Origin of the sequence: Pseudomonas fluorescens (genome assembly GCF_902497785.1) — a bacterium.
In the GTDB taxonomy this organism is placed as follows: domain Bacteria; phylum Pseudomonadota; class Gammaproteobacteria; order Pseudomonadales; family Pseudomonadaceae; genus Aquipseudomonas; species Aquipseudomonas fluorescens_BO.
The window spans coordinates 48,380-70,386 of the sequence record NZ_CABVHK010000027.1; the positions used below are offsets into that span (position 1 = coordinate 48,380).

The following is a 22,007-nucleotide window of genomic DNA, read 5'->3' on the forward strand; positions in this document are numbered from 1 at the left end:
CGATGGTCGTTAACGATAACGCGAGCTGCCTGAATAAACGCATTAACCTCACTTTTTTCGCGAGCAAGCTCGCTCCTACAGAAAGCCTCTATAGAGGCGAGTCATTGGGACAATAGTCAGCAGTAGTTGTTCTGGCTCTGTCGAAGTAGGACAATTGTCGGCTTCTCGTCACCATCAGCGACCTTGAATGGCCTTCCTTGCACTCGGTATCAACCACAAGACTGCTTCAGTAGACGTCCGCGAGCGCGTGGCCTTTACCCCTGAGCAGCTGGTGGAGGCGTTGCAGCAGCTCTGCCGACTGACCGACAGCCGCGAAGCTGCGATCCTCTCCACCTGCAATCGCAGTGAACTCTATATAGAACAGGATCACCTTTCGGCTGACATCATCTTGCGCTGGCTGGCCGATTATCACCATTTGAGCCTCGAAGAACTGCGCGCGAGCGCGTATGTGCACGAAGATGATGCGGCAGTTCGTCACATGATGCGGGTGGCCTCCGGGCTCGATTCGCTGGTGTTGGGCGAACCGCAGATTCTCGGCCAGATGAAATCCTGTTACGCCGTGGCTCGCGAGGCCGGCACCATCGGTCCGCTGCTCGGGCGTTTGTTTCAAGCGACGTTCAATGCGGCCAAGCAGGTGCGAACCGACACCGCCATTGGTGAAAACCCGGTGTCCGTGGCGTTTGCCGCGGTCAGCCTGGCCAAGCAGATCTTCAGCGACTTGCAACGCAGCCAGGCCCTGCTGATCGGCGCCGGCGAGACCATCACCCTGGTCGCCCGCCATCTGCATGAACTCGGCGTCAAGCGCATCGTCGTCGCCAACCGCACCCTGGAACGCGCGAGCATTCTGGCCGAGCAGTTCGGCGCCCATGCCGTTTTACTCTCGGACATCCCGGCAGAACTGGTGCGCAGCGACATCGTCATCAGTTCCACCGCGAGCCAGTTGCCGATCCTCGGCAAGGGCGCCGTGGAAAGTGCCTTGAAGCTGCGCAAGCACAAGCCGATCTTCATGGTGGACATCGCCGTACCGCGCGATATCGAGCCCGAAGTCGGCGAGTTGGACGACGTTTACCTGTACAGCGTCGACGATCTCCACGAAGTGGTCGCCGAAAACCTCAAGAGCCGTCAGGGCGCTGCGCAAGCGGCCGAAGAGATGGTCTCGATCGGTGCCGAAGATTTCATGGTGCGCCTGCGCGAACTGGCGGCGGTGGATGTGCTCAAGGCCTATCGCCAGCAAAGTGAGCGCCTGCGTGACGAAGAATTGCAGAAAGCCCAGCGCATGCTGGCCAACGGCAGCAGCGCCGAAGACGTGCTGCTGCAACTGGCGCGCGGCCTGACCAACAAACTCATGCACGCCCCGAGCGTGCAGTTGAAAAAGCTCTCTGCCGAAGGTCGCCTCGATGCACTGGCCATGGCCCAGGAACTCTTTGCCCTCGGTGAGGGTTCATCGGATAGCTTTTCGGATAAGAAACCGCAATGAAAGCGTCACTGCTCAATAAGCTGGACATCCTCCAGGACCGTTTCGAGGAACTGACCGCCTTGCTTGGCGATGGCGAGGTCATTTCCGATCAGACCAAATTCCGCGCCTATTCCAAGGAATACGCGGAAGTCGAGCCGATTGTCGACACCTATAAACAGTTGCTCAAAACCCAAAGCGACCTTGAGGGTGCCCAGGCATTGCTCAAGGACAGCGACCCGGACATGCGCGAAATGGCCGTGGAAGAAGTTCGCGAAGCCAAGGAACAACTGATCGGGATCGAAGCCAGGCTGCAACGCCTGCTGCTGCCCAAGGACCCGAACGACGGGCGCAACGTGTTCCTCGAAATCCGTGCCGGCACCGGCGGCGACGAGGCGGCGATTTTTTCCGGAGACCTGTTCCGCATGTATTCGCGTTACGCCGAGCGTCGCGGCTGGCGGGTGGAAATCCTCTCGGAGAACATCGGCGAACACGGCGGCTATAAAGAAGTCATCGCCCGGGTTGAAGGCGACAGCGTTTACGGCAAGCTCAAATTCGAATCCGGCGTGCACCGCGTGCAACGGGTTCCGGCCACTGAATCCCAGGGTCGCATCCACACCTCGGCGTGCACCGTGGCGGTATTGCCCGAGCCGGACGAGCAGGAAGCGATCGAGATCAATCCCTCGGATTTGCGCATCGATACGTACAAGTCCTCCGGTGCCGGCGGCCAGCACGTCAACAAGACCGATTCGGCGATTCGCATTACGCACTTGCCGTCCGGCATCGTTGTCGAGTGCCAGGAGGAGCGTTCCCAGCACAAGAACCGCGCTCGCGCGATGTCCTGGTTGTCGGCCAAGCTCAACGACCAGCAGACCAGCGCCGCCGCCAATGCCATCGCCAGCGAGCGTAAATTGCTGGTGGGTTCGGGTGATCGCTCCGAGCGCATCCGCACGTACAACTTTGCCCAGGGCCGGGTCACCGACCACCGGGTCAACCTGACGCTGTACTCCCTCGATGAAATTCTCGCGGGCGGCGTTGATGCGGTGATCGAACCGCTGCTGGCCGAATACCAGGCCGACCAACTGGCGGCCATCGAATGACGATCATTGCCAGTTTGTTGCGCGCCGCGGATTTACCCGACTCGCCGACGGCGCGTCTGGACGCTGAATTGCTGCTGGCCGCGGCGTTGGGCAAATCCCGCAGTTTTCTGCACACCTGGCCGGAGCGCATCGTTCCCAGCGACGCGGCGCTGAAGTTCGCCGAGTTTCTGCAACGCCGTCGTGGCGGTGAACCGGTGGCGTACATTCTTGGCCAGCAAGGTTTCTGGAAGCTTGATCTGGAAGTCGCGCCGCACACGCTGATCCCGCGCCCGGACACTGAATTGCTGGTGGAAACCGCGCTGGCATTGTTGCCCGCGACTCCGGCCAGAGTTCTCGATCTCGGTACGGGCAGCGGCGCCATCGCCCTGGCCCTGGCGAGTGAGCGCCCGGCGTGGAACGTCACTGCCGTGGACCGTGTACTCGAAGCCGTAGCCCTGGCGGAACGCAATCGCCAGCGCCTGCACTTGAACAACGCCACGGTGCTGAGCAGTCACTGGTTCAGCGCCCTGGACGGTCAGCGTTTTCAACTGATCATCAGCAACCCGCCTTACATTGCCTCGACCGATCCGCATCTGGCCGAGGGCGACGTGCGTTTTGAACCGGCCAGCGCGCTGGTCGCCGGCATCGACGGGCTCGACGATCTGCGTCTGATCGTCGCCCAGGCGCCGGATTATCTGGACGCGGGCGGTTGGTTGATGCTCGAACACGGTTACGATCAAGCCGAGGCTGTGCGCAATTTGCTGCTGAGCCGCGGCTTCGAGGAAGTTCACAGCCGCACCGATCTGGGCGGCCACCAACGGATCAGCCTGGGGCGCCTGCCGTGCTGAATGATCAGGAATTGTTGCGCTACAGTCGGCAGATTCTGTTGCAGCACGTCGATATCGACGGGCAGTTGCGACTCAAGCAAAGCCGCGTATTGATCGTCGGTCTCGGCGGACTCGGTTCGCCGGTTGCGCTGTACCTCGCCGCTGCCGGCGTCGGCGAACTGCATCTGGCGGATTTCGACAGCGTCGACCTGACCAACCTGCAACGCCAGATCGTGCACGACACCGACTGCGTCGGGCTGAGCAAAGTCGATTCGGCGATCCGTCGCCTGAGCGCAATCAACCCCGAGATCACGTTAGTCGCCCATCGCACTGCGCTGGACGAAGATTCTTTGGCGGCAGCGGTTGCCGCCGTGGATCTGGTGCTCGACTGCTCGGACAATTTTTCCACCCGCGAAGCGGTGAACGCCGCGTGTGTGTTCGCCGGCAAACCCTTGGTCAGCGGCGCGGCAATTCGCCTCGAAGGGCAGTTGTCGGTGTTCGACCCGCGTCGCCCGGAGAGTCCGTGTTACCACTGTTTATATGGGCACGGCAGCGAAGCCGAGTTGACGTGCAGCGAGGCCGGCGTCATCGGTCCGCTGGTGGGCCTGGTCGGCAGTCTTCAGGCGCTGGAAGCGCTGAAACTGCTGGTTGGTTTCGGCGAGCCGCTGGTGGGCCGCTTGTTGCTGATCGACGCGTTGGGCTCGCGTTTTCGTGAGTTGCGCGTCAAGCGTGATCCCGGTTGCAGCGTCTGCGGGTCGAAACATGCGTGAAGCGCCGATTGGCGTGTTCGACTCCGGCGTCGGTGGGTTGTCGGTGCTGGCCGAGATCCAGCGTTTGCTGCCCAACGAATCCCTGTTGTACGTCGCAGACTGCGGCAATGTGCCTTACGGCGAGAAAACCCCGGAGTTCATCCGCCAGCGTTGCAGCGTGATGGCCGGATTTTTCCGGCAGCAGGGCGCCAAGGCTCTGGTGCTGGCCTGCAACACGGCGACGGTCGCCGGTGTCGCCGACTTGCGACGCGATTATCCGCAGTGGCCCATCGTCGGCATGGAGCCCGCCGTCAAACCGGCCGCGGCTGCCACGCGCAGCGGCGTGGTCGGTGTGCTCGCCACCACCGGCACCTTGCAGAGCGCCAAATTTGCCGCGTTACTGGACCGTTTCGCCACCGATGTCCGGGTGATCACTCAGCCGTGTCCGGGGCTGGTGGAGTTGATTGAAAACGGCGATCTGCACAGTTCCGCGTTGCGTGAGTTGCTGGCCAGCTATGTCGGGCCGCTGCTCGCCGCTGGCTGTGACACGATTATTCTCGGCTGCACGCATTATCCCTTCCTGAAACCGTTGCTTAAGCAGATGATCCCGGATGACATCAGCCTGATCGATACGGGGGCGGCTGTAGCGCGGCAACTTCAGCGCCTGTTGGCCGAGCGCGAGTTGCTCGCCCTCGGCCCTGTTCATGAGGCGCGATTCTGGACGAGTGCCGATCCGATTCATTTCAAGAATGTGTTGCCGGTCCTGTGGAATTCGCCCGGTAGTGTGCAAAGCTTCAGTTTGTAAAAAAAATGTGAAATAGAGGTGTTGTCGCTGAACTTCTGAATAAGCGCGGACTTCTATAGCTTTGACTGCTGAGCTGCAAAAAAAAACTTAATGAAATGATCGGAAAAGGATGTTTCTAGTGAAGAGACTATTCTGCTTGGCCGCGATTGCGGCCGCATTGACGGGGCAAAGTTTTACGGCACAGGCGGCGGGGGTGGAGTTCGGAGTCGGGGCAACCAGCGATTCCACCATGACTTACCGATTGGGCATGCAATTCGACTGGGACAAGAGCTGGCTGCAAAGTGACGTCGGTCGTCTGACCGGTTACTGGAGCGGCGCCTACACCTATTGGGAAGGCGACGAGACCTCAAGCAATCACAGCCTCTCGTTTTCGCCGGTGTTGGTTTATGAGTTTGCCGGGCAGAACGTCAAGCCGTATGTCGAGTTGGGGGTTGGCGTAGCGTTGTTTTCCAACACCGAACTTGAAAACAACAAACTGGGCGGTGCCTTTCAGTTCGAAGACCGCTTCGGGTTTGGTCTGCGTTTTGCGGGCGGGCATGAGGTCGGGATTCGTGCCACGCACTATTCCAATGCCGGGCTCAGCAGCCCGAACGACGGTGTAGAGAGTTACGCATTGCACTACACGATGCCGTTGTAAGGCTAAAAGCATCGCGGGCAAGCCCGCTCCCACAGGACTTGAGTCGATTCACAATAATGTGATCAACACAGATTCTCCCAGAGGACTTGAGTCGATTCACACTAATGTGATCGACACAAATCCTGTGGGAGCGTGGCTTGCCCGCGAATGCGTCGGATCTGACAACAGCGCTCTTATTACCGATACGCCGTGGTAATTCCCTGCCGCTCTTCAATGCATTCCGGTGCGCCCATCTCGAACTCCCGGCAGATCAGCGGGCGTTTTTCGTAGATCGTGCACATCATGCTGTTGCGATCCAGCGCGGCGCACCAGCCGTCGTCCAGGCGCAGCATGACTTCCCCACCCCAATCATCGGTATCGATAAAACGTTCGGGCACGCCCGTGTCGGTGATCAGCATGACTTCGAGCTGGCAGCAGCAAGCCGCGCAGGTCGAGCAGGTGACCGCCGGCTCGGCGATTTGCGTGTGGGGAATGGTTTTCATGGCGCGCAGTGTAAGTCAGTCGGTCACCGCTGTGTGAAAGGCCTGACGGACGCTCAGGGGGGAGCGTCGGATGCCGCCAGCCGCTGGGCCATGAAATGCAGCGTGGGAAACAGCAATGCCCAGAGTAATCCGATGCCAACAAGCGTCGGCAATTGCCCGTAAGGGAATTGCACCCCGGCCAGTTGTCCTCCGGCGTAATAGGACAAGGGACCACCTGCGGCACCCAACAGGCTGCCCAGCCACCAGGGGTTTGCTGTCCATTGCAGGCAATGACGCAACGTTGTCGCCAGTAGTGCCCATAGCAACATCAGCCATAAAGGAATCAGCGGCGCGATATCGTCGAACTCGAATACGCCCAGCCAGCGCAAGGAACTGTCGACTGTCGTGCCCAACAGGACCACGCTGAGGATCAGCCGGCCTTCATCGGCCCAGCGACTTATCCACAGCAGATGAATCACCAGAGCGCCCAGCGCCACCAGCAACCACAAACTGTTGCCGCCGATCACACAGGCAAACCAGCCGAGCTGAAACAGTGCCGCATTGGCCAGGCGTTCAAGCATCGAAACGGCCGAGCAGCGGCGCGGTGATTGCCGAAGGTTTGGCCAGCAGTAGCTGCGCGGTGCCGATGGAGCGCTCCAGGAAGCCGCCTTCGCAGTAACACAGGTAAAACTCCCACAGCCGCAGGAAATAGTCGTCGTAGCCCAATTCGCTCAAGCGCCCGTGGGCGCGGCGAAAATTCTCATGCCACAGGCGCAAGGTTCGCGCGTAGTGCAGGCCGAAATCCTCCATGTGCAGCAAGTTCATGTCAGTGTCGCGGCTGACGATTTCCAGCATCTTCTGCACGCAGGGCAGGGCGCCGCCGGGAAAGATGTAGCGTTGAATGAAATCGACACTGCCCTTGGCCTGTTCGTAGCGTTGCTCGCGAATGGTGATGGCCTGCAACAGCATCAAGCCATTGCCCTTGAGCAAATGCGCACACTGCTTGAAGTAGGTCGGCAGAAAGCGATGGCCCACGGCTTCGATCATTTCGATCGACACCAGTTTGTCGTACTGCCCGGTAAGGTCGCGATAATCCTTGAGCAGCAGCGTGACCTGATTCTGCAGGCCAAGGGCTTCGATGCGTTGCGCGGTAAACGCGAACTGCTCTTTGGACAGCGTGGTGGTCGTGACTTTGCAGCCGTAATGCTGTGCCGCGTACAACGCCATGCTGCCCCAACCCGTGCCGATTTCCAGAAGGTGATCGTCCGGTTTCAGGTCGAGCTTGCGACAGATCCGTTCGAGCTTGTTCAGCTGTGCCTGTTCCAGTGTGTCGTCGGGGCTGAGGAATTGTGCCGCTGAATACATCATCGTCGGGTCGAGAAATTGTTCGAACAGGTCGTTGCCCAGGTCGTAGTGCGCGGCGATGTTTTTCTGCGAGCCCTTGCGCGTATTGCGATTGAGCCAGTGCAGCCCTTGCACGAACGGTCGGCCAAGTTTGGCCAGTCCACCTTCCAGCGCGTCCAGTACCTCGAGGTTACTGACGAACACCCGGACCACCGCGGTCAGGTCCGGCGAAGTCCAGTAACCGTGAATGAACGCCTCGCCGGCACCGATCGAACCGTTACTCGCCACCAAACCCCATGCAGCCGCATCGAGAATGTGGATTTCGCCTGTCAGATGGCTGCCGGCGCAGCCGAAGACCTGCCGTTCGCCGTCCTCGACGACCACCAGTTGCCCGTGTTTGAGGTGCGCCAACTGGCGCAGCACGCCACGCCGTAGCAGCGATCCGGTCAGGCCGTGGGTGCTGAGCCGGTTGGCTTTGACCAGCACACTAGAGGATTTCATGGCGGCGATCCTTGGGCGGAACAGTGGCGGTACGAAAGCTGCCATCGGCAGCCTGATGAGCAACGATCGGTACGCGTTTGAGCAGCAGGCGCAGGGCTTGCCAATAAATCGCCACGCAGGTTTTTGCGGTCATCCACGGGAAGCGCCGCAAGTAACGGTGCAGGCTGGCGCGAGTGAGGGCCTCGCGTTTCAGATTGAGCGTGGCGTCGAACAGTTTCAGGTCGCCTTGCCAGTCCGCCATGTGCACCCCCAGCTTTTTCGCCGCCGGGCTGAAGCTCATTCGGTGTTCAAGATCTCGCGGCAGAAAGGGCGAGACATGAAAGGCCTTTGCCACGGCGAAATGCTGATGAAAATCGCCCAGGCATTCCGGCGCCCTGGCCGGCAATACGTAGTGATAGCGTTCGCGCCACGGCGTGTTGGTGACCTCGGCGAGAATCGCTGCCAGTTGGCCGTCCGCTTCGTAGCAGTAGAAAAAACTCACCGGGTTGAACGACAGGCCCCAACTGCGCGGCTGGGTCAGCAGACAGATCGAGCCTTGTGGCGCGTGGCCAATCGCCTGGCGAACCTGCTCGCGTACGGCGTCGCTCAGGCGCATTCCGGTGCGGGTGAAATTTTTGAGGTAATCGCTTTCGCGAAACGAAAAGGGCGCGAAACGGCTGGTGCCCGACAGCGAGGACAACCCGAGTACGGCGTCTTGTTCGGCGAGATCGAGGTACAGCAGGCCGATCCGGTAACGGAATGCATGCCGCTTCGGGGCGAACCGCCGATGGCTGATCCAGCCCCTGTAGAGTGCGCTGTTCACAGCACTTCTCCGAACGACCCGGCCACGCGCAGCGCGCTGACCACGCCGTCTTCATGAAAGCCGTTGGCCCAATAAGCACCGCAATAATAGGTGTGTTGCGCGCCGTTCAGCTCTTCCCAGCGAGCCTGCGCGGCGACCGCCGTCAGGCTGTATTGCGGATGCGCGTAGGTGAATCGGCCGAGTATCTGCGACGGGCTGATACCGGCGCTCTGGTTGAGGCTGACGCAGAACGTGGTGTCGCTCTGAATGCCCTGCAGAATGTTCATGTCGTACGTGACGGCTGCCCGCGTGTGGCCGGCGCCACCGAGGCGATAATTCCAGCTGGCCCAGGCGAGTGTGCTCGAAGGCAGCAGGCGCGTGTCGGTGTGCAGCACCACTTCGTTGTCGGCGTAGGGCAGTGCACCAAGAATCGATTGTTCAGCGTTGCTCGGATCGGCGAGCAGCTTCAGCGCCTGATCGCTGTGGCAGGCGAACACTACTTTGTCGAAGCGCTCGCTGCCGGCCGCACTGTGGACGACCACACCCTGGGCGTCGCGTTCGACCCGCTCAACCGGGCAACTGAGGCGGATGCAGTCCTTGAAGGATGCCGTCAACGGTGCGATGTACGCCTTCGAGCCGCCCTCGATCACACACCATTGCGGACGATTGCTCACCGACAGCAGGCCATGGTTCTTGAAAAACCGTACGAACAATTGCAGCGGGAAATTCAACATCTCGGCCATCGACATCGACCAGATCGCCGCGCCCATCGGCACGATGTAATGCAGGATGAAACGTTCGCCGTAGCCGCCGGCCTTGAGGTATTCATCGAGCGTGGTGTTGGCCGCGAGTCGACCTTCGGCGAGGTCAAGCTGCGCCTGTTTGTTGAAGCGCACAATGTCGCGCAGCATGCCCCAGAACCCCGGCGACAGCAGGTTGCGGCGCTGGGCAAACAGGCTGTTGAAATTATTGCCGTTGTATTCGAGCCCACTGTCCGGGTCGGTGACCGAGAAGCTCATCTGTGTCGGCTTGAAACTCACGCCGATCTGGCCCAGCAGGCGAATGAAATTCGGGTAGGTCCAGTCATTGAACACGATGAAACCGGTGTCCACCGCGTGGCGTTCGCCGTTGACGCTCACATCCACTGTGTGGGTATGACCGCCGATGCGAGCGTCGGCCTCGAACAGGGTGATCGCGTGGCTGCGATTGAGCAGGTAAGCGCTGGTCAGCCCCGAGATGCCGCTGCCGATGATGGCGATGTTCACGGCACGTCCTTGATCGGCGGGCTGCTGCGGGTCATGCGTTTGCCGATCTCGAGCTTCACCCGGTTGGGCATTTTCGACAGCGGCCATAGAGCGGCCATGAACAGCGCCGGGAAAGCAATTTCCAGTGGGCGATGTTTCAGCTTGGCGAAGATGTGCCGCGCGGCTTTACCCACCGGCCAGCTGAGCGGCATCGGGAAGTCGTTTTTCGCCGTCAGTGGTGTGTCGACAAACCCCGGGCTGACCACGGTGACTTCAATGCCTTCCGGCGCCAGGTCAATGCGCAGCGATTCGAACAGATAACGCAATCCGGCTTTCGACGCGCCATAGGCTTCGGCCCGAGGCAGCGGTATGTAAGTCACCGAACTGGCGACGCCCACCAGATGCGGCGCGGTACCTTTGCGTAGCAGGGGCAGGGCGGCTTCGATGCAATAACTGCTGGCCAGCAGATTGGTGCGCACCACGTGCTCGACAATCGACGCATCGAACTGCTGGGCGTCAACATATTCGCAAGTGCCGGCATTCAGAATGACGGTGTCCAGCGAGCCCCAGTCTTGGGCAATCTGCTCGCCGATTTCACGCACGGTCTGGCTGTTGGTCAGGTCGCCAGCGACGACCAGCACCTGTCCGGGATAGCGTTGCGACAACACTTTCAACGGCGCAACCGAGCGCGCACTGACAGCCAGGTGAGCACCGGTTTTCAGTATCTCTTCAGCCAGCGCAGCGCCAATTCCGCTGCTGGCGCCGGTCAACCAATATCGTCGTGGGGGTGTAAGGCTCATCCCATTCTCCTTTCCAACCAGGCAATCGCCCGACCCAATGTGGGTAAATGTTCGTAAGACAGAGCGCCGGCATGGAGGTTACTCATCGCCGGCCCCAACGCTCTGTCGTGATGGCAGGTTTTTAAACGCGGCCAGCGCGCGTGCGCGGCTGGTACTTAGATTGACGATTGGCGACGGATAACCTGCCACCCCGAACAGCCCGCCGAGGTTCGCCGGGTTATGCAGATCTTTCTTGTTCAGGCCCGCCAGTTCAGGCAACCAGTGCTTGATAAACACACCTTCGGTGTCGAATTTTTCGGATTGGCTCAGCGGGTTGAAAATGCGGAAGTAGGGGGCGGAGTCGGTGCCGGTGGACGAGCTCCATTGCCAGCCACCGTTGTTCGCCGCGAGATCGCCATCGATCAGATGCCGCATGAAAAAGCGTTCGCCTTCGCGCCAGTCGATCAGCAGGTTCTTGGTCAGGAACATCGCCACCACCATGCGCAAGCGGTTATGCATCCAGCCGGTTTCCAGCAGTTGGCGCATGGCCGCATCGATGATCGGCAATCCGGTGCGCGCTTGCTGCCAGGCCAGCAGTTCCTCCGGCGCGTCACGCCAGGCCAGCGCTTCGGTTTCCGGGCGGAAGGCGCGGTGGCGCGAAACGCGTGGGTAGCCCACCAGAATGTGTTTGTAAAACTCGCGCCACAGCAGCTCGTTGATCCAGGTGACCGCGCCAACCTTGCCGCTTTCGAATTCGCCCTGATTGCTTTGCAGGGCGGCATGCAGGCATTGGCGCGGGGAAATCACCCCCGCAGCGAGGTAAGCCGAAAGCTGACTGGTGCCGGGTTTGGCCGGAAAATCGCGTTCATTTTTGTAGTAGTCGATCTGGACGTCGGCAAAGGTGTCGAGACGGCGTCGGGCTTCGGCTTCACCGGCTGGCCATAAGACGCGCAGGCTTTCGCCGGGCGTTTCGAAGCCTTCGACATTTGCGGGGACTTCATCGCTGGCAATGTTCAGCGGCGCTTGAGCCATGGGCGCAGTGACGAGACTGGGCAACGAACGGTGCAGACGGTCGTAGCAGACCTTGCGGAACTGGCTGAACACCTGGAAGTACGTGCCGGTTTTGGTCAGCACGGTGCCGGGCTTGAACAGCAGTTGGTCGAGGTAGCTGTGGAAGTCGATGCCCCCGGCTTTCAGCTTGTCGGCCACCGCTTCGTCGCGGCGGCTTTCGTGAATGCCGTATTCCTCGTTGACGTGCACCGCGTCGATCTTCAATTGCTGGCAGAGGTCGAACACGACTTGCGGTGCGTCATCCCAGCGAGAAGCGGTGCGGATCAGCAAGGGAATGTTCAACTCACCGAGTTCGCGGCTTAATTGGCTCAGGTTGCGCAGCCAGAAATCCACTTTGCATGGCGCGTCGTCGTGCTCGCGCCATTGCGCAGGGCTCAGCAGATACACCGCCACCGTCGGCCCGCGAGCGGCGGCTGCCGACAGGGCGGTGTTGTCGTGTAGGCGCAAGTCGCTGCGCAGCCAGATCAATTGCATGGTGGTGTCCGCAGTGTTCATTAAATAAGCCCACGCTGAACGAGGTCCAGCTGGGCCGATAACGGGTTTTCGGCCAGGAACAGATCAGCAATTTCGGAAGTTCTTGCGGACAACTCGGCGTGGTGAATACACACCGTTGGCCCCGCAATCATTTTTGGGCAACTGACGCCATGGAAAAGTTTCGGCAGCTGCGAAAGGTTCATGGCTTTGCTGGAATACAGCAGTACGCCACGGGCTTGCAGGTGATCGACCGCCAGTGCGAGCTCGCCCGCCGGCAGCGGCCAGTCGAACACTTCCACCGGGCAATCGGCGCTGCTGATCAGCCACGCGGTGAGCCATAGTTGCGGCTCCAGCGGCACGTCCGAATGATTGATCAATAGCAGCGGCGCGGCGCGCAACTGACGGTTGTTATGGTAGATGCGCGCGCCGAATTTGCTGCGCAACCAGGAATAAAAAAAGACTCGCTCCATCTGCGCGCCGAACTGGCCTTGCCAGCGTTGTTCCAGGTCGGCCAGCAACGGCATCAGCAATTGTTCGCACAAGGTGCGCGGCGGATACAACGCAATGGCCTGGTTGACGGTGTCGTCGAGCGTGCGTTCGTTGAGCTGAGTGACCGCTTGCAGCAGTGTTTTGCGCAGCACTTGCCAATCGTTTTCCACCGCTTCGGTAAACGCTTGCGGGGTGTCGAGCAGTTGCTTGACCTGGCTGACGGCCACGCCGCGATTGAGCCAGGTCAGAATCGTCAGGATCCGCTGTACGTGCTCGGCGCTAAACAGGCGATGGCCCTTGGGCGTGCGTTGCGGCACGATCAGGCCGTAGCGCCGCTCCCAGGCGCGCAAGGTGACCGCGTTGACGCCGGTCTGCCGGGCCACTTCGCGGATCGGCAGCCAGCCTGCATCGAGCGCTTTCTTGAAGTCGTCGCCGAGGTCTTCGCTGGCACTGGTGTCGAGTGGGATTTTCATTAGATCGCGTTTCGCAGGCTGAGGTTTTCCGGGTGCGGTTGCAGGTAAACCTGTTGCGCAATGTACGGGTCCGGGTGTTGGCGGAAGTAGTGCTTAAGCAGCGTCAATGGCACCACCAGCGGCACGATGCCGTGGCGGTATTGGCCGATGACGTGCTGCACTTCCTGTTTGTCTTCAGCGCTGATGAGCTGTTTGAGGTAACCACTGAGGTGTTGCAGAACGTTTGTGTGAGTGCGGCGCGTCGCACATTTTTTCAATGCCGCCATCAGCTCGCTGAAATAGCGAGGGCCGAGTTCGGCGGGATCGGTCTGGCCCATGTTGCCCAACAGATTGCCCAGGGTTTTGTATTGCACCGGGTTATGGGCCATCAGCAGGTATTTGTAGCGCGAGTGAAATTCGGTGAGCCCGCGACGGGTCAGGCCTTCTTGCAGCAACTGCTGCCAGGCACTGTAGGCAAATACGCGGGTGAAGAAGTTTTCCCGCAGCACCGGGTCGTTGAGGCGGCCATCTTCTTCCACCGGCAAGTCGGGGTGACGCGCGCAGAACGCCTGGGCGTAAATACCACGACCACCGCCGTCAATCGGCGCACCGTTGGCGTGATAGACCTTGACCCGGTCCAGCCCGCACGAGGGTGATTTCTGCATGAAAATGTAGCCGCAGATACCGCCCAGCTCGGCGGCCATTTTCTCGGCGTAATCGGCGAGCGGACGGGTGACGTTCAGTTCGGCGTTAACCGTGCCGACGGCTTCGGGCTGATCAGCGTCGCCGACCAGGCGGATCGGCTGCCGGGGAATACCCAGGCCGATGGCGACCTCGGGGCACACCGGGACGAAATCGAAATATTCAGTGAGGGTGCGGCTGCACAGCCGCGATTCCTTATGCCCGCCGTTGAAGCGCACTTCGGCGCCCATCAGGCAGGCGCTGACAGCGATTTTCGGTTTCACGCGGGCGTGGGGCATCGGAGCACCTCGAATCAAAACCTGTACAGAGTTCAAGTTCTGTACAACATAGGTTCATCATAGATTCAAAGGTGTACAAGTCAAATTGTTTGTATAAGTTTTTTGTAGGAGCGAGCTTGTGTGGCGAGGGGATTCATCCCCGTTCGGCTGCGAAGCAGTCGTCACGCGTTTTACCTTTGAAATGCCGGGGCCGCTTCGCTGCCCAACGGGGATAAATCCCCTCACCACACAGGAATTTATTTCCAGCCTGAGTGCCAGGTGTTGCTGTCTTTCAGGGTTTGCCAGTCCAGCCGCTCACTGCGCAGGGTCAGCACTGCCTGCAACTCGACATCCAGCACCGTGCCTTCCTCGTCGCGGAACAGCTCGATCACCAGAAAATGTTTTTCGCGGTTTTGCGGGTGGGCTGCTGTCCACTTCGACAGCAGCAATTTGCTCGGGTTGATGCGATTCACTGCAGGTGTTCGTGCAGGCGGCGGGCGGCTTCCTGACCGCTGAGCCAGGCGCCTTCGACGCGGCCGGACAAGCACCAGTCGCCACAGGCGTACAGCCCCAGATCGGCATCGGCCAGCGTGCCCCATTCATGGCTGATGGCGGGGCGAGCGTAGAGCCAACGATGGGCGAGGCTGAAGGTCGGGGCGGGCATGGCACTGTGCAGCAACTCGGCAAACGCGCCGTGCAATTGCTCGATCACGGCTTCCTTGGACAGGTCGATATGTTGCCGGCTCCAGGCGCTCGTGGCGTGCAGCACCCAAGTGTCCAGCGTGTTGTCGCGCCCCGGTTTAGTGCGGTTGCGCGCCAACCAGTCGAGGGGGCTGTCCTGTACGAAGCAGCCTTCCATGGGGGTATCCAGCGGCGTATCGAAGGCCAGCGCAACGGCCCAGGTCGGGTCCATTTTGACCCCGGCAGCGGCGCCTGCGAGTTTCGGCGCGCTAGCCAGCAGGGCGGTTGCCTGAGGTGCCGGCGTGGCGACGACCACATGACTGAACGGCCCATGGGTGAAGCCTTCGGCGTCCTGCAGATGCCAGTGTTCTTCGCCGCGATAGACCTCGGTGATCCGGCAGGCGAAATGCACTTCGAGGTCGCCGAGCAAGCCTCGGGTGATGGCGCTCATGCGCGGCGTGCCGACCCACCGGGTCTGTTCGTCCGGCGACAGATTGAGTTGGCCGCCGTGGAAGGTGTAGAGCTGCGGCGTCCACTCGGCGACCCAGCCGTTGGCCTGCCAGCGCTGCACCTCCGTGACGAAGCGGCGATCGCGCGCCGTGAAATATTGCGCGCCCATGTCCAGGGCACCCGCATCGCTGCGTTTGCTCGACATGCGTCCGCCACTGCCGCGGCTTTTATCGAAAAGCTGGACGACGTGCCCGGTCTCGGAAAGCGCCTGGGCCGCTGAGAGTCCGGCGATGCCGGTGCCGATGATTGCGATAGGTACAGTCATAGGGGCCTCGTTTACCTTTCTGTACAGACTACGCCGTGGTTGAAACCTGTACAATATTGTTTTTTGGTATAACTTTTAACGTTCTCGTTCTGGCAGCTTGGCCTATTGTTAATCACAGAGCCTGCCCGATAACAAAGATCCCTGCTTATAAAAATAGACTAGTGATCAGGGTAAAACGCCACGCGAGGAAGAAGTCATGCACATATTGCTGACCGGCGGTACTGGTTTGATAGGACGTCAGCTCTGCCGACACTGGTTGAGTCAGGGTCATCGTCTGACGGTCCTGAGCCGCACGCCGGAAAAAGTCGCGAACATTTGCGGGGCCGAAGTCCGTGGCATTGCGCGGCTCGAAGACCTCGGCCAGGAACCGCTGGACGCCATTATTAACCTGGCGGGCGCGCCGATTGCTGATCGGCCGTGGACGTCGCGGCGCAAAGCCTTGCTCTGGAGCAGTCGCATCAGCCTGACTGAAACCTTGCTGGCGTGGCTGGAAAGTCGCGAGCAGAAACCGCAGGTGTTGATCTCGGGTTCCGCCATTGGCTGGTATGGCGACGGGGGCGAGCGGGAATTGACTGAAGACTCGCCACCGGTCATCGACGATTTTGCCAGCCAGTTGTGCATTGCCTGGGAAGAAACCGCGCAACGTGCCGAAGCGTTGGGCGTGCGCGTGATTTTCGTCCGGACCGGACTGGTGTTGTCCGCCGAGGGCGGCTTTTTGTCGCGCCTGTTGCTGCCGTTCAAATTCGGGCTGGGCGGGCCTTTGGGCAATGGTCGGCAGTGGATGCCGTGGATCCATATCAAGGATCAAATCGCCTTGATTGATTTTCTCCTGCATCGCGAAGACGCCAGCGGTCCTTATAATGCCTGCGCGCCCAACCCGGTGCGCAATCGCGAATTTGCCAAGACGCTGGGCAGCGTGTTGCATCGCCCGGCGTTCATGCCCATGCCGGCCCTGGCGTTGAAAGTCGGCCTGGGCGAGCTGTCATTGCTGTTGCTGGGTGGGCAGAAGGCCCAGCCGGCTCGCTTGCTGGAAGCGGGATTTACCTTCCAGTTCACTGAATTGCGCGCGGCTCTGGACGACCTGTCCAGCCGCCTCTGAAATAGGACGTTGCATGACCGATCACGCGTTGCTTCTGGTCAATCTGGGCTCACCTGCCTCCACCTCGGTGGCGGATGTGCGCAGCTACCTCAATCAGTTTCTGATGGACCCGTATGTGATCGACCTGCCATGGCCGGTGCGGCGTCTGCTGGTTTCGCTGATTCTGATCAAGCGTCCGGAGCAGTCGGCCCACGCCTATGCATCCATCTGGTGGGAGGAAGGTTCGCCGCTGGTGGTGCTCAGCCGCCGCTTGCAACAGGCGATGACCACCCAGTGGACTCACGGTCCGGTGGAGTTGGCGATGCGTTACGGCGAGCCGTCGATTGAATCGAAACTGCTGCAACTCGTCGGCCAGGGTCACAAGCGCATTACCCTCGCGCCGCTGTACCCACAGTTCGCCGACAGCACCGTGACCACGGTGATCGAGGAAGCCAGGCGGGTGGTGCGCGAGAAGAATCTCGACGTGCAGTTGTCGATTCTGCAGCCGTTCTACGATCAGCCGGAATACCTCGATGCGCTGGTGGCCAGCGCCAGGCCTTATCTGGAGCAGGATTACGATCACCTGTTGTTGAGTTTCCACGGTTTGCCGGAGCGGCATCTGACCAAGCTGGACCCGACCGGTCAGCACTGCTTCAAAAATGAAGACTGCTGCAAGAATGCTTCGCCGCAGGTGTTGGCCACGTGCTACCGCGCTCAGTGTCTGCGCACCGCTTCAGAGTTTGCCAAACGCATGGGGCTGGCGGAGGGCAAGTGGTCGGTGTCGTTCCAGTCGCGCCTGGGTCGGGCCAAGTGGATCGAACCCTATACCGAAGCTCGTCTGGATGAACTGGCCGGCATGGGCGTACGGAAAGTGTTGGTGATGTGCCCGGCATTTGTTGCCGATTGCATTGAAACGCTGGAGGAGATCGGTGATCGCGGGCTGGAGCAGTTCCGCGAAGCGGGGGGAGAGGAGTTGGTGCTGGTGCCGTGCCTCAACGATGACCCGCAGTGGGCGAAGGCGTTGAGCACGTTGTGTGAAAGGGCGCCGTTGGCCCTTTAAAAAGCTTCGCGAGCAGGCTCGCTCCCACAGGATTCTCGCAGATCCTGTGGGAGCGAGCCTGCTCGCGATAGCTATCTCACTGGCAACAAAGATCTCGAGCGTTACAACAACGGCTCATCCGCCTTTTTGTGCTTCCAGCTGTCATTCCCCGGCAGCAACAGGTTCAGCCCGATCGCCACCACCGCGCACAGCGCAATGCCTTTGAGACCGAAATCATCCGGACCGGTACCGGTGCCGACCAGCACACCGCCAATCCCGAACACCAGCGTCACCGAGACAATCACCAGATTGCGCGCTTCGCCCAGGTCGATCTTGTGGCGGATCAGCGTGTTCATGCCCACCGCCGCAATCGAGCCGAACAACAGGCACAGAATCCCGCCCATCACCGGCACTGGAATGCTCTGCAGCAGCGCGCCGAACTTGCCGACAAACGCCAGGCTGATGGCAAAGATCGCCGCCCAGGTCATGATTTTCGGGTTGTAGTTCTTGGTCAGCATCACCGCGCCCGTCACTTCGGCGTACGTGGTGTTGGGTGGACCGCCAAACAGGCCGGCAGCGGTGGTGGCGATACCGTCGCCGAGCAGCGTGCGGTGCAGGCCGGGCTTTTTCAGATAGTCGCGACCGGTCACGCTACCGACGGCAATCACGCCGCCGATGTGCTCGATGGCAGGCGCCAGGGCCACTGGAACGATGAACAGAATCGCCTGCCAATTGAACTCTGGCGCGGTGAAGTGCGGAATCGCGAACCACGGTGCCGCGGCAATCTTCGCGGTATCGACCACGCCGAAATAGAACGCCATGGCAAAACCCACCAGCACCCCGGAAATGATCGGCACCAGGCGGAAAATGCCTTTGCCGAACACCGCGACGATCAGCGTCGTCAGCAACGCCGGCATCGAAATCAGCATCGCGGTCTGGTAGTGAATCAGCTCGCTACCGTCGCCGGCCTTGCCCATCGCCATGTTGGCGGCGATTGGCGCCATGGCCAGGCCGATGGAAATGATCACCGGACCAATCACCACGGGCGGCAGCAAGCGGTCGATGAAACCGGTGCCTTTGATCTTCACGGCGAGGCCGAGGAAGGTGTAGACGAACCCGGCCGCCATCACCCCGCCCATGGTCGCCGCGAGGCCGAACTGGCCTTTGGCGAGAATGATCGGGGTGATGAAAGCGAAGCTCGACGCGAGGAACACCGGCACCTGACGCCCGGTGACGATCTGAAACAGAATCGTCCCCAGGCCGGCGGTGAACAGCGCCACGTTCGGGTCGAGGCCGGTAATCAGCGGCATCAACACCAGGGCGCCGAAGGCCACGAACAGCATCTGCGCGCCGGACAGCACCGTACGCCAGAGCGGATCGTTGAACTCTTGCTGCATGGTCACGCGTCCTTCTGCTTGGTGCCGAAGATCTTGTCACCGGCATCGCCCAGGCCAGGGATGATGTAACCGTGTTCGTTGAGTTTTTCGTCGATGGATGCGGTGTAGATGGTCACGTCCGGGTGAGCCTTCTCGACCGCGGCGATGCCTTCCGGCGCGGCCACCAGCACCATCGCGCGGATGTCGCGGCAACCGGCTTTTTTCAGCAGGTCGATGGTGGCGACCATGGAACTGCCGGTGGCCAGCATCGGGTCGATGATCATTGCCAGGCGTTCGTCGATTTCCGGAACCAGTTTTTCCAGGTAAGTGTGGGCTTGCAGCGTTTGTTCGTTGCGGGCGACGCCCACGGCGCTGACTTTGGCGCCCGGGATCAGGCTGAGTACGCCTTCGAGCATGCCGATACCGGCGCGCAGGATCGGTACTACAGTAATTTTCTTGCCGGCGATTTTCTCGACCGACACGGTGCCGCACCAACCTTCGATGTCGTAGGATTCCAGCGGCAGGTCTTTGGTCGCTTCATAGGTCAAAAGGGCACCGACTTCCTGAGCGAGCTCACGGAAATTCTTGGTGCTGATGTCTGCGCGGCGCATCAGGCCGAGTTTATGACGGATCAGCGGGTGGCGGATCTCGAGGATGGGCATGGGAAAGGCTCCGGCGGCGGGCAAAAAAACCGGCCTAGATTAATCTATCCGAGGGTGTTGTCCTATAGACATAGAGTACGTTAGTCCACAAACGCTTGATCTGGCCGGGCTTGGTGCGTACCTTTGCCCGCTTTTCATGAATCCGCCACCCCCTTGGAGAGCGCCATGTCCGCTGATCTCGAGCATATCCGTCAAATCATGCGAGAGGCTGACTGCCTGTACACCGAAGCTGAAGTCGAGGCGGCCATCGCCCGCGTCGGTGCACACATCAACGAACAACTGGCTGACAGCAATCCGGTGGTCTTCTGCGTGATGAACGGCGGCCTGATTTTCGCCGGCAAGTTGCTCACCCATTTGCACTTCCCGCTGGAAGCGTCTTACCTGCACGCCACCCGTTATCGCAACGAGACCAGCGGCGGTGACCTGTTCTGGAAAGCCAAGCCGGAAGTGTCGTTTATCGACCGTGACGTGCTGATCATCGACGACATCCTCGACGAAGGTCACACCCTCGGCGCGATCATCGATTTCTGCAAACACGCCGGCGCGCGCAAAGTGCACACCGCCGTGCTGATCGACAAGGACCACGACCGCAAGGCTCGCCCGGACCTCAAGGCCGATTTCGTTGGCCTGCCGTGTATCGACCGTTACATCTTCGGCTACGGCATGGACTACAAAGGCTACTGGCGCAACGCCAACGGAATTTTTGCCGTTAAAGGAATGTAAGCCATGAGCACGCCGTGCTTTCTTGATCAAAGGTTGTTGAGTGAGTTGGCCGAGAAGGCGGCGGCGAATCCACGTGGGCGTCAGCACCATAATTTTCATCAGATGGATGAGGCCTGTCATCGCATGGCGGTCGGTTTGCAGCCGAGTACCTACATTCCACCTCATCGGCATTTGGGGGAGAACAAGGCTGAAACCTTGTTGGTCCTCAAAGGGCGGCTCGGCGTGCTGATCTTCGATGAGTCCGGCGTGGTGGTGGCTAAAAAGGTCCTGCAGGCCGGTGGCGAATGCCTCGGCGTGGACCTGCCAACCGGGGTGTTCCATGGTCTGGTGGTACTCGAAGCCGACAGCCTGATGTTCGAGTGCAAGGCGGGTCCGTATCGCCCGGTGGGCGAGGGTGAGCTGGCGCACTGGGCACCGCGTGAAGGTGAGCCTGGTGTCGCCGAGTATCAGGCCTGGATGCGCGCGCAGTTCGACTGATGGTCAAGCAGGATCAGAAGATCGCAGCCTGCGGCAGCTCCTACACCAGATACCCTGTAGGAGCTGCCGCAGGCTGCGATCTTTTGCTTTCAAACCCATGCTAGAGTGCCCGGCCTCGTCTTCGGAGCCCGTCATGAGCCTTTTGATCCGCAGCTGCGCCGCCCTGTTGCTGACCCTCAGCCTGCCGCTGGCCGCCGCCCCGGCGCCGATGCACGCGCAGTTCCTGCCTCCGGACGACCTGACCCTGCGTGACGCCGAACCCGAGCAGCAACAACTGCTGCAGGTCACCGAGTATTCGGTGGTGGTGGGCAGCCAGCGCCAGTCCAGCCAACAGCCGATTCCCGTCACCTCGCCGTTATTGATCCGTCTCAAGGGCAAATCCTTGAACAAAGGCGCGACGATCAGCCAGGTGTTGGTTAACTTCGATGGCGAAAGTAAAAGCCTGAAAAAGCCGATCTATGACGCCAAGAGCAAGACCCTGACGCTGTTTTACCCGATGGCGCAGTACCGGGTGATCATCGACTTGCTGCGCAACGACACGGTGTATTGCCAGTTCCTCAGCTACGCCAACGGCCATGTCTGGGCGGATCTGCACACCGGGGCCGTTCGTCCGCGTTGAGCCTTGCGGCAACTGAGGGTTAAACTGCCCGCCCCGTGAAATGTCTGCGAGCTGGAGTCGGCAATGCGTAAAGATAAGAAACAAGTGATTGGTGACGAGATCGGCGATGAGCAGATCAAGTTGTTTCTCGATTTCGAACCGGTCGACGCCACTTCGCCGTCCCTGCACAAACTGATCAAGGCCTACCGTGGTTTGCGCATTGACGACTTCGAGCGCTTCCTGACGTTCTTCGTTGCGGCCGGCCTGGATTTGAACGGCAAGGATGAGCACGGCAATGACTTTGTGACCCTGATCAAGGATCAGCGCAATGCGGCCGAGTACATCGAGCTGATCGACAAGGCTCGCGGTTAAGATCAAAAGATCGCAGCCTCGCTGCGCTCGACAGCTCCTACAAATGGTTCGCTTGTACCTGTAGGAGCTGTCGAGCGCAGCGAGGCTGCGATCTTTCAAGCGGCATAAAAAAACGCCCCGC

The 22,007-nt window shown here is 60.3% G+C and carries 25 protein-coding genes; 12 read left to right on the top strand and 13 right to left on the bottom strand.

All coding sequences use genetic code 11. The features are described from left to right. Positions 1-187: 187 nt before the first annotated feature. From hemA to F8N62_RS29620, 6 genes are all read left to right on the top strand, one after another. Positions 188-1,477 carry a glutamyl-tRNA reductase gene (hemA, locus tag F8N62_RS29595; RefSeq protein WP_150713951.1) on the top strand — a complete coding sequence of 430 codons (1,290 nt, stop codon included), beginning with the start codon at positions 188-190 and terminating at the stop codon, positions 1,475-1,477. Further along, positions 1,474-2,553, top strand: a complete 1,080-nt coding sequence (gene prfA / locus F8N62_RS29600) for a peptide chain release factor 1 (protein WP_150713952.1) — start codon at positions 1,474-1,476, stop codon at positions 2,551-2,553. Before hemA ends, prfA begins: the two co-directional genes overlap by 4 nt. Then, positions 2,550-3,380 (top strand): peptide chain release factor N(5)-glutamine methyltransferase, encoded by an 831-nt coding sequence (prmC, locus tag F8N62_RS29605; RefSeq protein ID WP_150713953.1) that lies wholly within the window; start codon positions 2,550-2,552, stop codon positions 3,378-3,380. The genes prfA and prmC overlap by 4 nt, the downstream gene beginning before the upstream one ends. After that, a complete protein-coding gene (locus F8N62_RS29610) occupies positions 3,374-4,129 on the top strand; it encodes a molybdopterin-synthase adenylyltransferase MoeB (protein ID WP_150713954.1) in 756 nt (251 codons plus the stop codon). The genes prmC and F8N62_RS29610 overlap by 7 nt, the downstream gene beginning before the upstream one ends. After that, positions 4,122-4,913, top strand: coding sequence for a glutamate racemase (gene murI, locus F8N62_RS29615; protein WP_150713955.1), 792 nt, complete (start codon positions 4,122-4,124; stop codon positions 4,911-4,913). The genes F8N62_RS29610 and murI overlap by 8 nt, the downstream gene beginning before the upstream one ends. 118 nt (positions 4,914-5,031) lie before the next feature. Continuing rightward, on the top strand, positions 5,032-5,550 hold the full coding sequence (locus F8N62_RS29620; protein WP_150713956.1) for an acyloxyacyl hydrolase: 519 nt from the start codon (positions 5,032-5,034) through the stop codon (positions 5,548-5,550). A gap of 176 nt (positions 5,551-5,726) precedes the next feature. Here the strand turns inward: F8N62_RS29620 and F8N62_RS29625 are convergent, their stop codons facing one another. The 11 genes from F8N62_RS29625 to F8N62_RS29680 form a co-directional block, all read right to left on the bottom strand. After that, positions 5,727-6,032, bottom strand: coding sequence for a YkgJ family cysteine cluster protein (locus F8N62_RS29625; RefSeq protein WP_150633078.1), 306 nt, complete (start codon positions 6,030-6,032; stop codon positions 5,727-5,729). Between the two features lie 53 nt (positions 6,033-6,085). Continuing rightward, the gene (locus F8N62_RS29630; protein WP_150713957.1) at positions 6,086-6,592 is read right to left on the bottom strand and encodes a DUF2878 domain-containing protein; all 507 of its coding nucleotides are present in this window, start codon (positions 6,590-6,592) and stop codon (positions 6,086-6,088) included. After that, positions 6,585-7,856, bottom strand: a complete 1,272-nt coding sequence (locus F8N62_RS29635; RefSeq protein ID WP_150713958.1) for an SAM-dependent methyltransferase — start codon at positions 7,854-7,856, stop codon at positions 6,585-6,587. Before F8N62_RS29635 ends, F8N62_RS29630 begins: the two co-directional genes overlap by 8 nt. After that, complete coding sequence (locus F8N62_RS29640; RefSeq protein ID WP_150713959.1) at positions 7,843-8,658, bottom strand: DUF1365 domain-containing protein; 816 nt, start codon at positions 8,656-8,658, stop codon at positions 7,843-7,845. The genes F8N62_RS29635 and F8N62_RS29640 overlap by 14 nt, the downstream gene beginning before the upstream one ends. Then, positions 8,655-9,902 carry an NAD(P)/FAD-dependent oxidoreductase gene (locus F8N62_RS29645; protein WP_150713960.1) on the bottom strand — a complete coding sequence of 416 codons (1,248 nt, stop codon included), beginning with the start codon at positions 9,900-9,902 and terminating at the stop codon, positions 8,655-8,657. The genes F8N62_RS29640 and F8N62_RS29645 overlap by 4 nt, the downstream gene beginning before the upstream one ends. After that, the gene (locus F8N62_RS29650; RefSeq protein WP_150713961.1) at positions 9,899-10,681 is read right to left on the bottom strand and encodes an SDR family NAD(P)-dependent oxidoreductase; all 783 of its coding nucleotides are present in this window, start codon (positions 10,679-10,681) and stop codon (positions 9,899-9,901) included. The genes F8N62_RS29645 and F8N62_RS29650 overlap by 4 nt, the downstream gene beginning before the upstream one ends. Positions 10,682-10,759: 78 nt before the next feature. After that, positions 10,760-12,205, bottom strand: a complete 1,446-nt coding sequence (gene phrB, locus F8N62_RS29660; protein ID WP_150713963.1) for a deoxyribodipyrimidine photo-lyase — start codon at positions 12,203-12,205, stop codon at positions 10,760-10,762. Positions 12,206-12,225: 20 nt separating this feature from the next. Then, on the bottom strand, positions 12,226-13,167 hold the full coding sequence (locus F8N62_RS29665; RefSeq protein WP_150713964.1) for a MerR family transcriptional regulator: 942 nt from the start codon (positions 13,165-13,167) through the stop codon (positions 12,226-12,228). Further along, entirely contained in the window at positions 13,167-14,126 is a 960-nt protein-coding gene (locus tag F8N62_RS29670) for a YbgA family protein (RefSeq protein WP_150713965.1), read from the bottom strand. Before F8N62_RS29670 ends, F8N62_RS29665 begins: the two co-directional genes overlap by 1 nt. Positions 14,127-14,362: 236 nt before the next feature. Beyond that, positions 14,363-14,578: a TIGR02450 family Trp-rich protein gene (locus F8N62_RS29675; RefSeq protein ID WP_150713966.1), complete on the bottom strand. Its 216-nt coding sequence runs from the start codon at positions 14,576-14,578 to the stop codon at positions 14,363-14,365. Further along, positions 14,575-15,561 carry an NAD(P)/FAD-dependent oxidoreductase gene (locus F8N62_RS29680; protein ID WP_150713967.1) on the bottom strand — a complete coding sequence of 329 codons (987 nt, stop codon included), beginning with the start codon at positions 15,559-15,561 and terminating at the stop codon, positions 14,575-14,577. The genes F8N62_RS29675 and F8N62_RS29680 overlap by 4 nt, the downstream gene beginning before the upstream one ends. Positions 15,562-15,757: 196 nt before the next feature. Here F8N62_RS29680 and F8N62_RS29685 point away from each other — a divergent pair, with 196 nt between their 5' ends. Together F8N62_RS29685 and hemH are read left to right on the top strand one after the other, a co-directional pair. Continuing rightward, positions 15,758-16,660 carry a TIGR01777 family oxidoreductase gene (locus F8N62_RS29685; protein ID WP_150713968.1) on the top strand — a complete coding sequence of 301 codons (903 nt, stop codon included), beginning with the start codon at positions 15,758-15,760 and terminating at the stop codon, positions 16,658-16,660. 13 nt (positions 16,661-16,673) lie between these two features. Next, positions 16,674-17,699: a ferrochelatase gene (gene hemH, locus F8N62_RS29690; RefSeq protein ID WP_150713969.1), complete on the top strand. Its 1,026-nt coding sequence runs from the start codon at positions 16,674-16,676 to the stop codon at positions 17,697-17,699. A gap of 101 nt (positions 17,700-17,800) precedes the next feature. On the opposite strand, the gene F8N62_RS29695 is transcribed toward hemH, so the two are convergent. Both F8N62_RS29695 and upp read right to left on the bottom strand, forming a co-directional pair. Beyond that, the gene (locus F8N62_RS29695; RefSeq protein ID WP_150713970.1) at positions 17,801-19,075 is read right to left on the bottom strand and encodes a uracil-xanthine permease family protein; all 1,275 of its coding nucleotides are present in this window, start codon (positions 19,073-19,075) and stop codon (positions 17,801-17,803) included. Positions 19,076-19,077: 2 nt separating this feature from the next. Next, positions 19,078-19,716: a uracil phosphoribosyltransferase gene (upp, locus tag F8N62_RS29700; RefSeq protein WP_150713971.1), complete on the bottom strand. Its 639-nt coding sequence runs from the start codon at positions 19,714-19,716 to the stop codon at positions 19,078-19,080. Positions 19,717-19,881: 165 nt separating this feature from the next. On the opposite strand from upp, the gene F8N62_RS29705 reads away from it, so the two are divergent. From F8N62_RS29705 to F8N62_RS29720, 4 genes are all read left to right on the top strand, one after another. Next, complete coding sequence (locus F8N62_RS29705) at positions 19,882-20,439, top strand: hypoxanthine-guanine phosphoribosyltransferase (RefSeq protein WP_090465018.1); 558 nt, start codon at positions 19,882-19,884, stop codon at positions 20,437-20,439. A 3-nt stretch (positions 20,440-20,442) separates the two neighbouring features. Beyond that, on the top strand, positions 20,443-20,916 hold the full coding sequence (locus F8N62_RS29710; protein ID WP_150713972.1) for a WbuC family cupin fold metalloprotein: 474 nt from the start codon (positions 20,443-20,445) through the stop codon (positions 20,914-20,916). Between the two features lie 133 nt (positions 20,917-21,049). Further along, positions 21,050-21,535, top strand: coding sequence for a hypothetical protein (locus tag F8N62_RS29715; RefSeq protein WP_150713973.1), 486 nt, complete (start codon positions 21,050-21,052; stop codon positions 21,533-21,535). A gap of 63 nt (positions 21,536-21,598) precedes the next feature. After that, positions 21,599-21,886 carry a PA4642 family protein gene (locus F8N62_RS29720; protein WP_150713974.1) on the top strand — a complete coding sequence of 96 codons (288 nt, stop codon included), beginning with the start codon at positions 21,599-21,601 and terminating at the stop codon, positions 21,884-21,886. Positions 21,887-22,007: the final 121 nt, after the last annotated feature.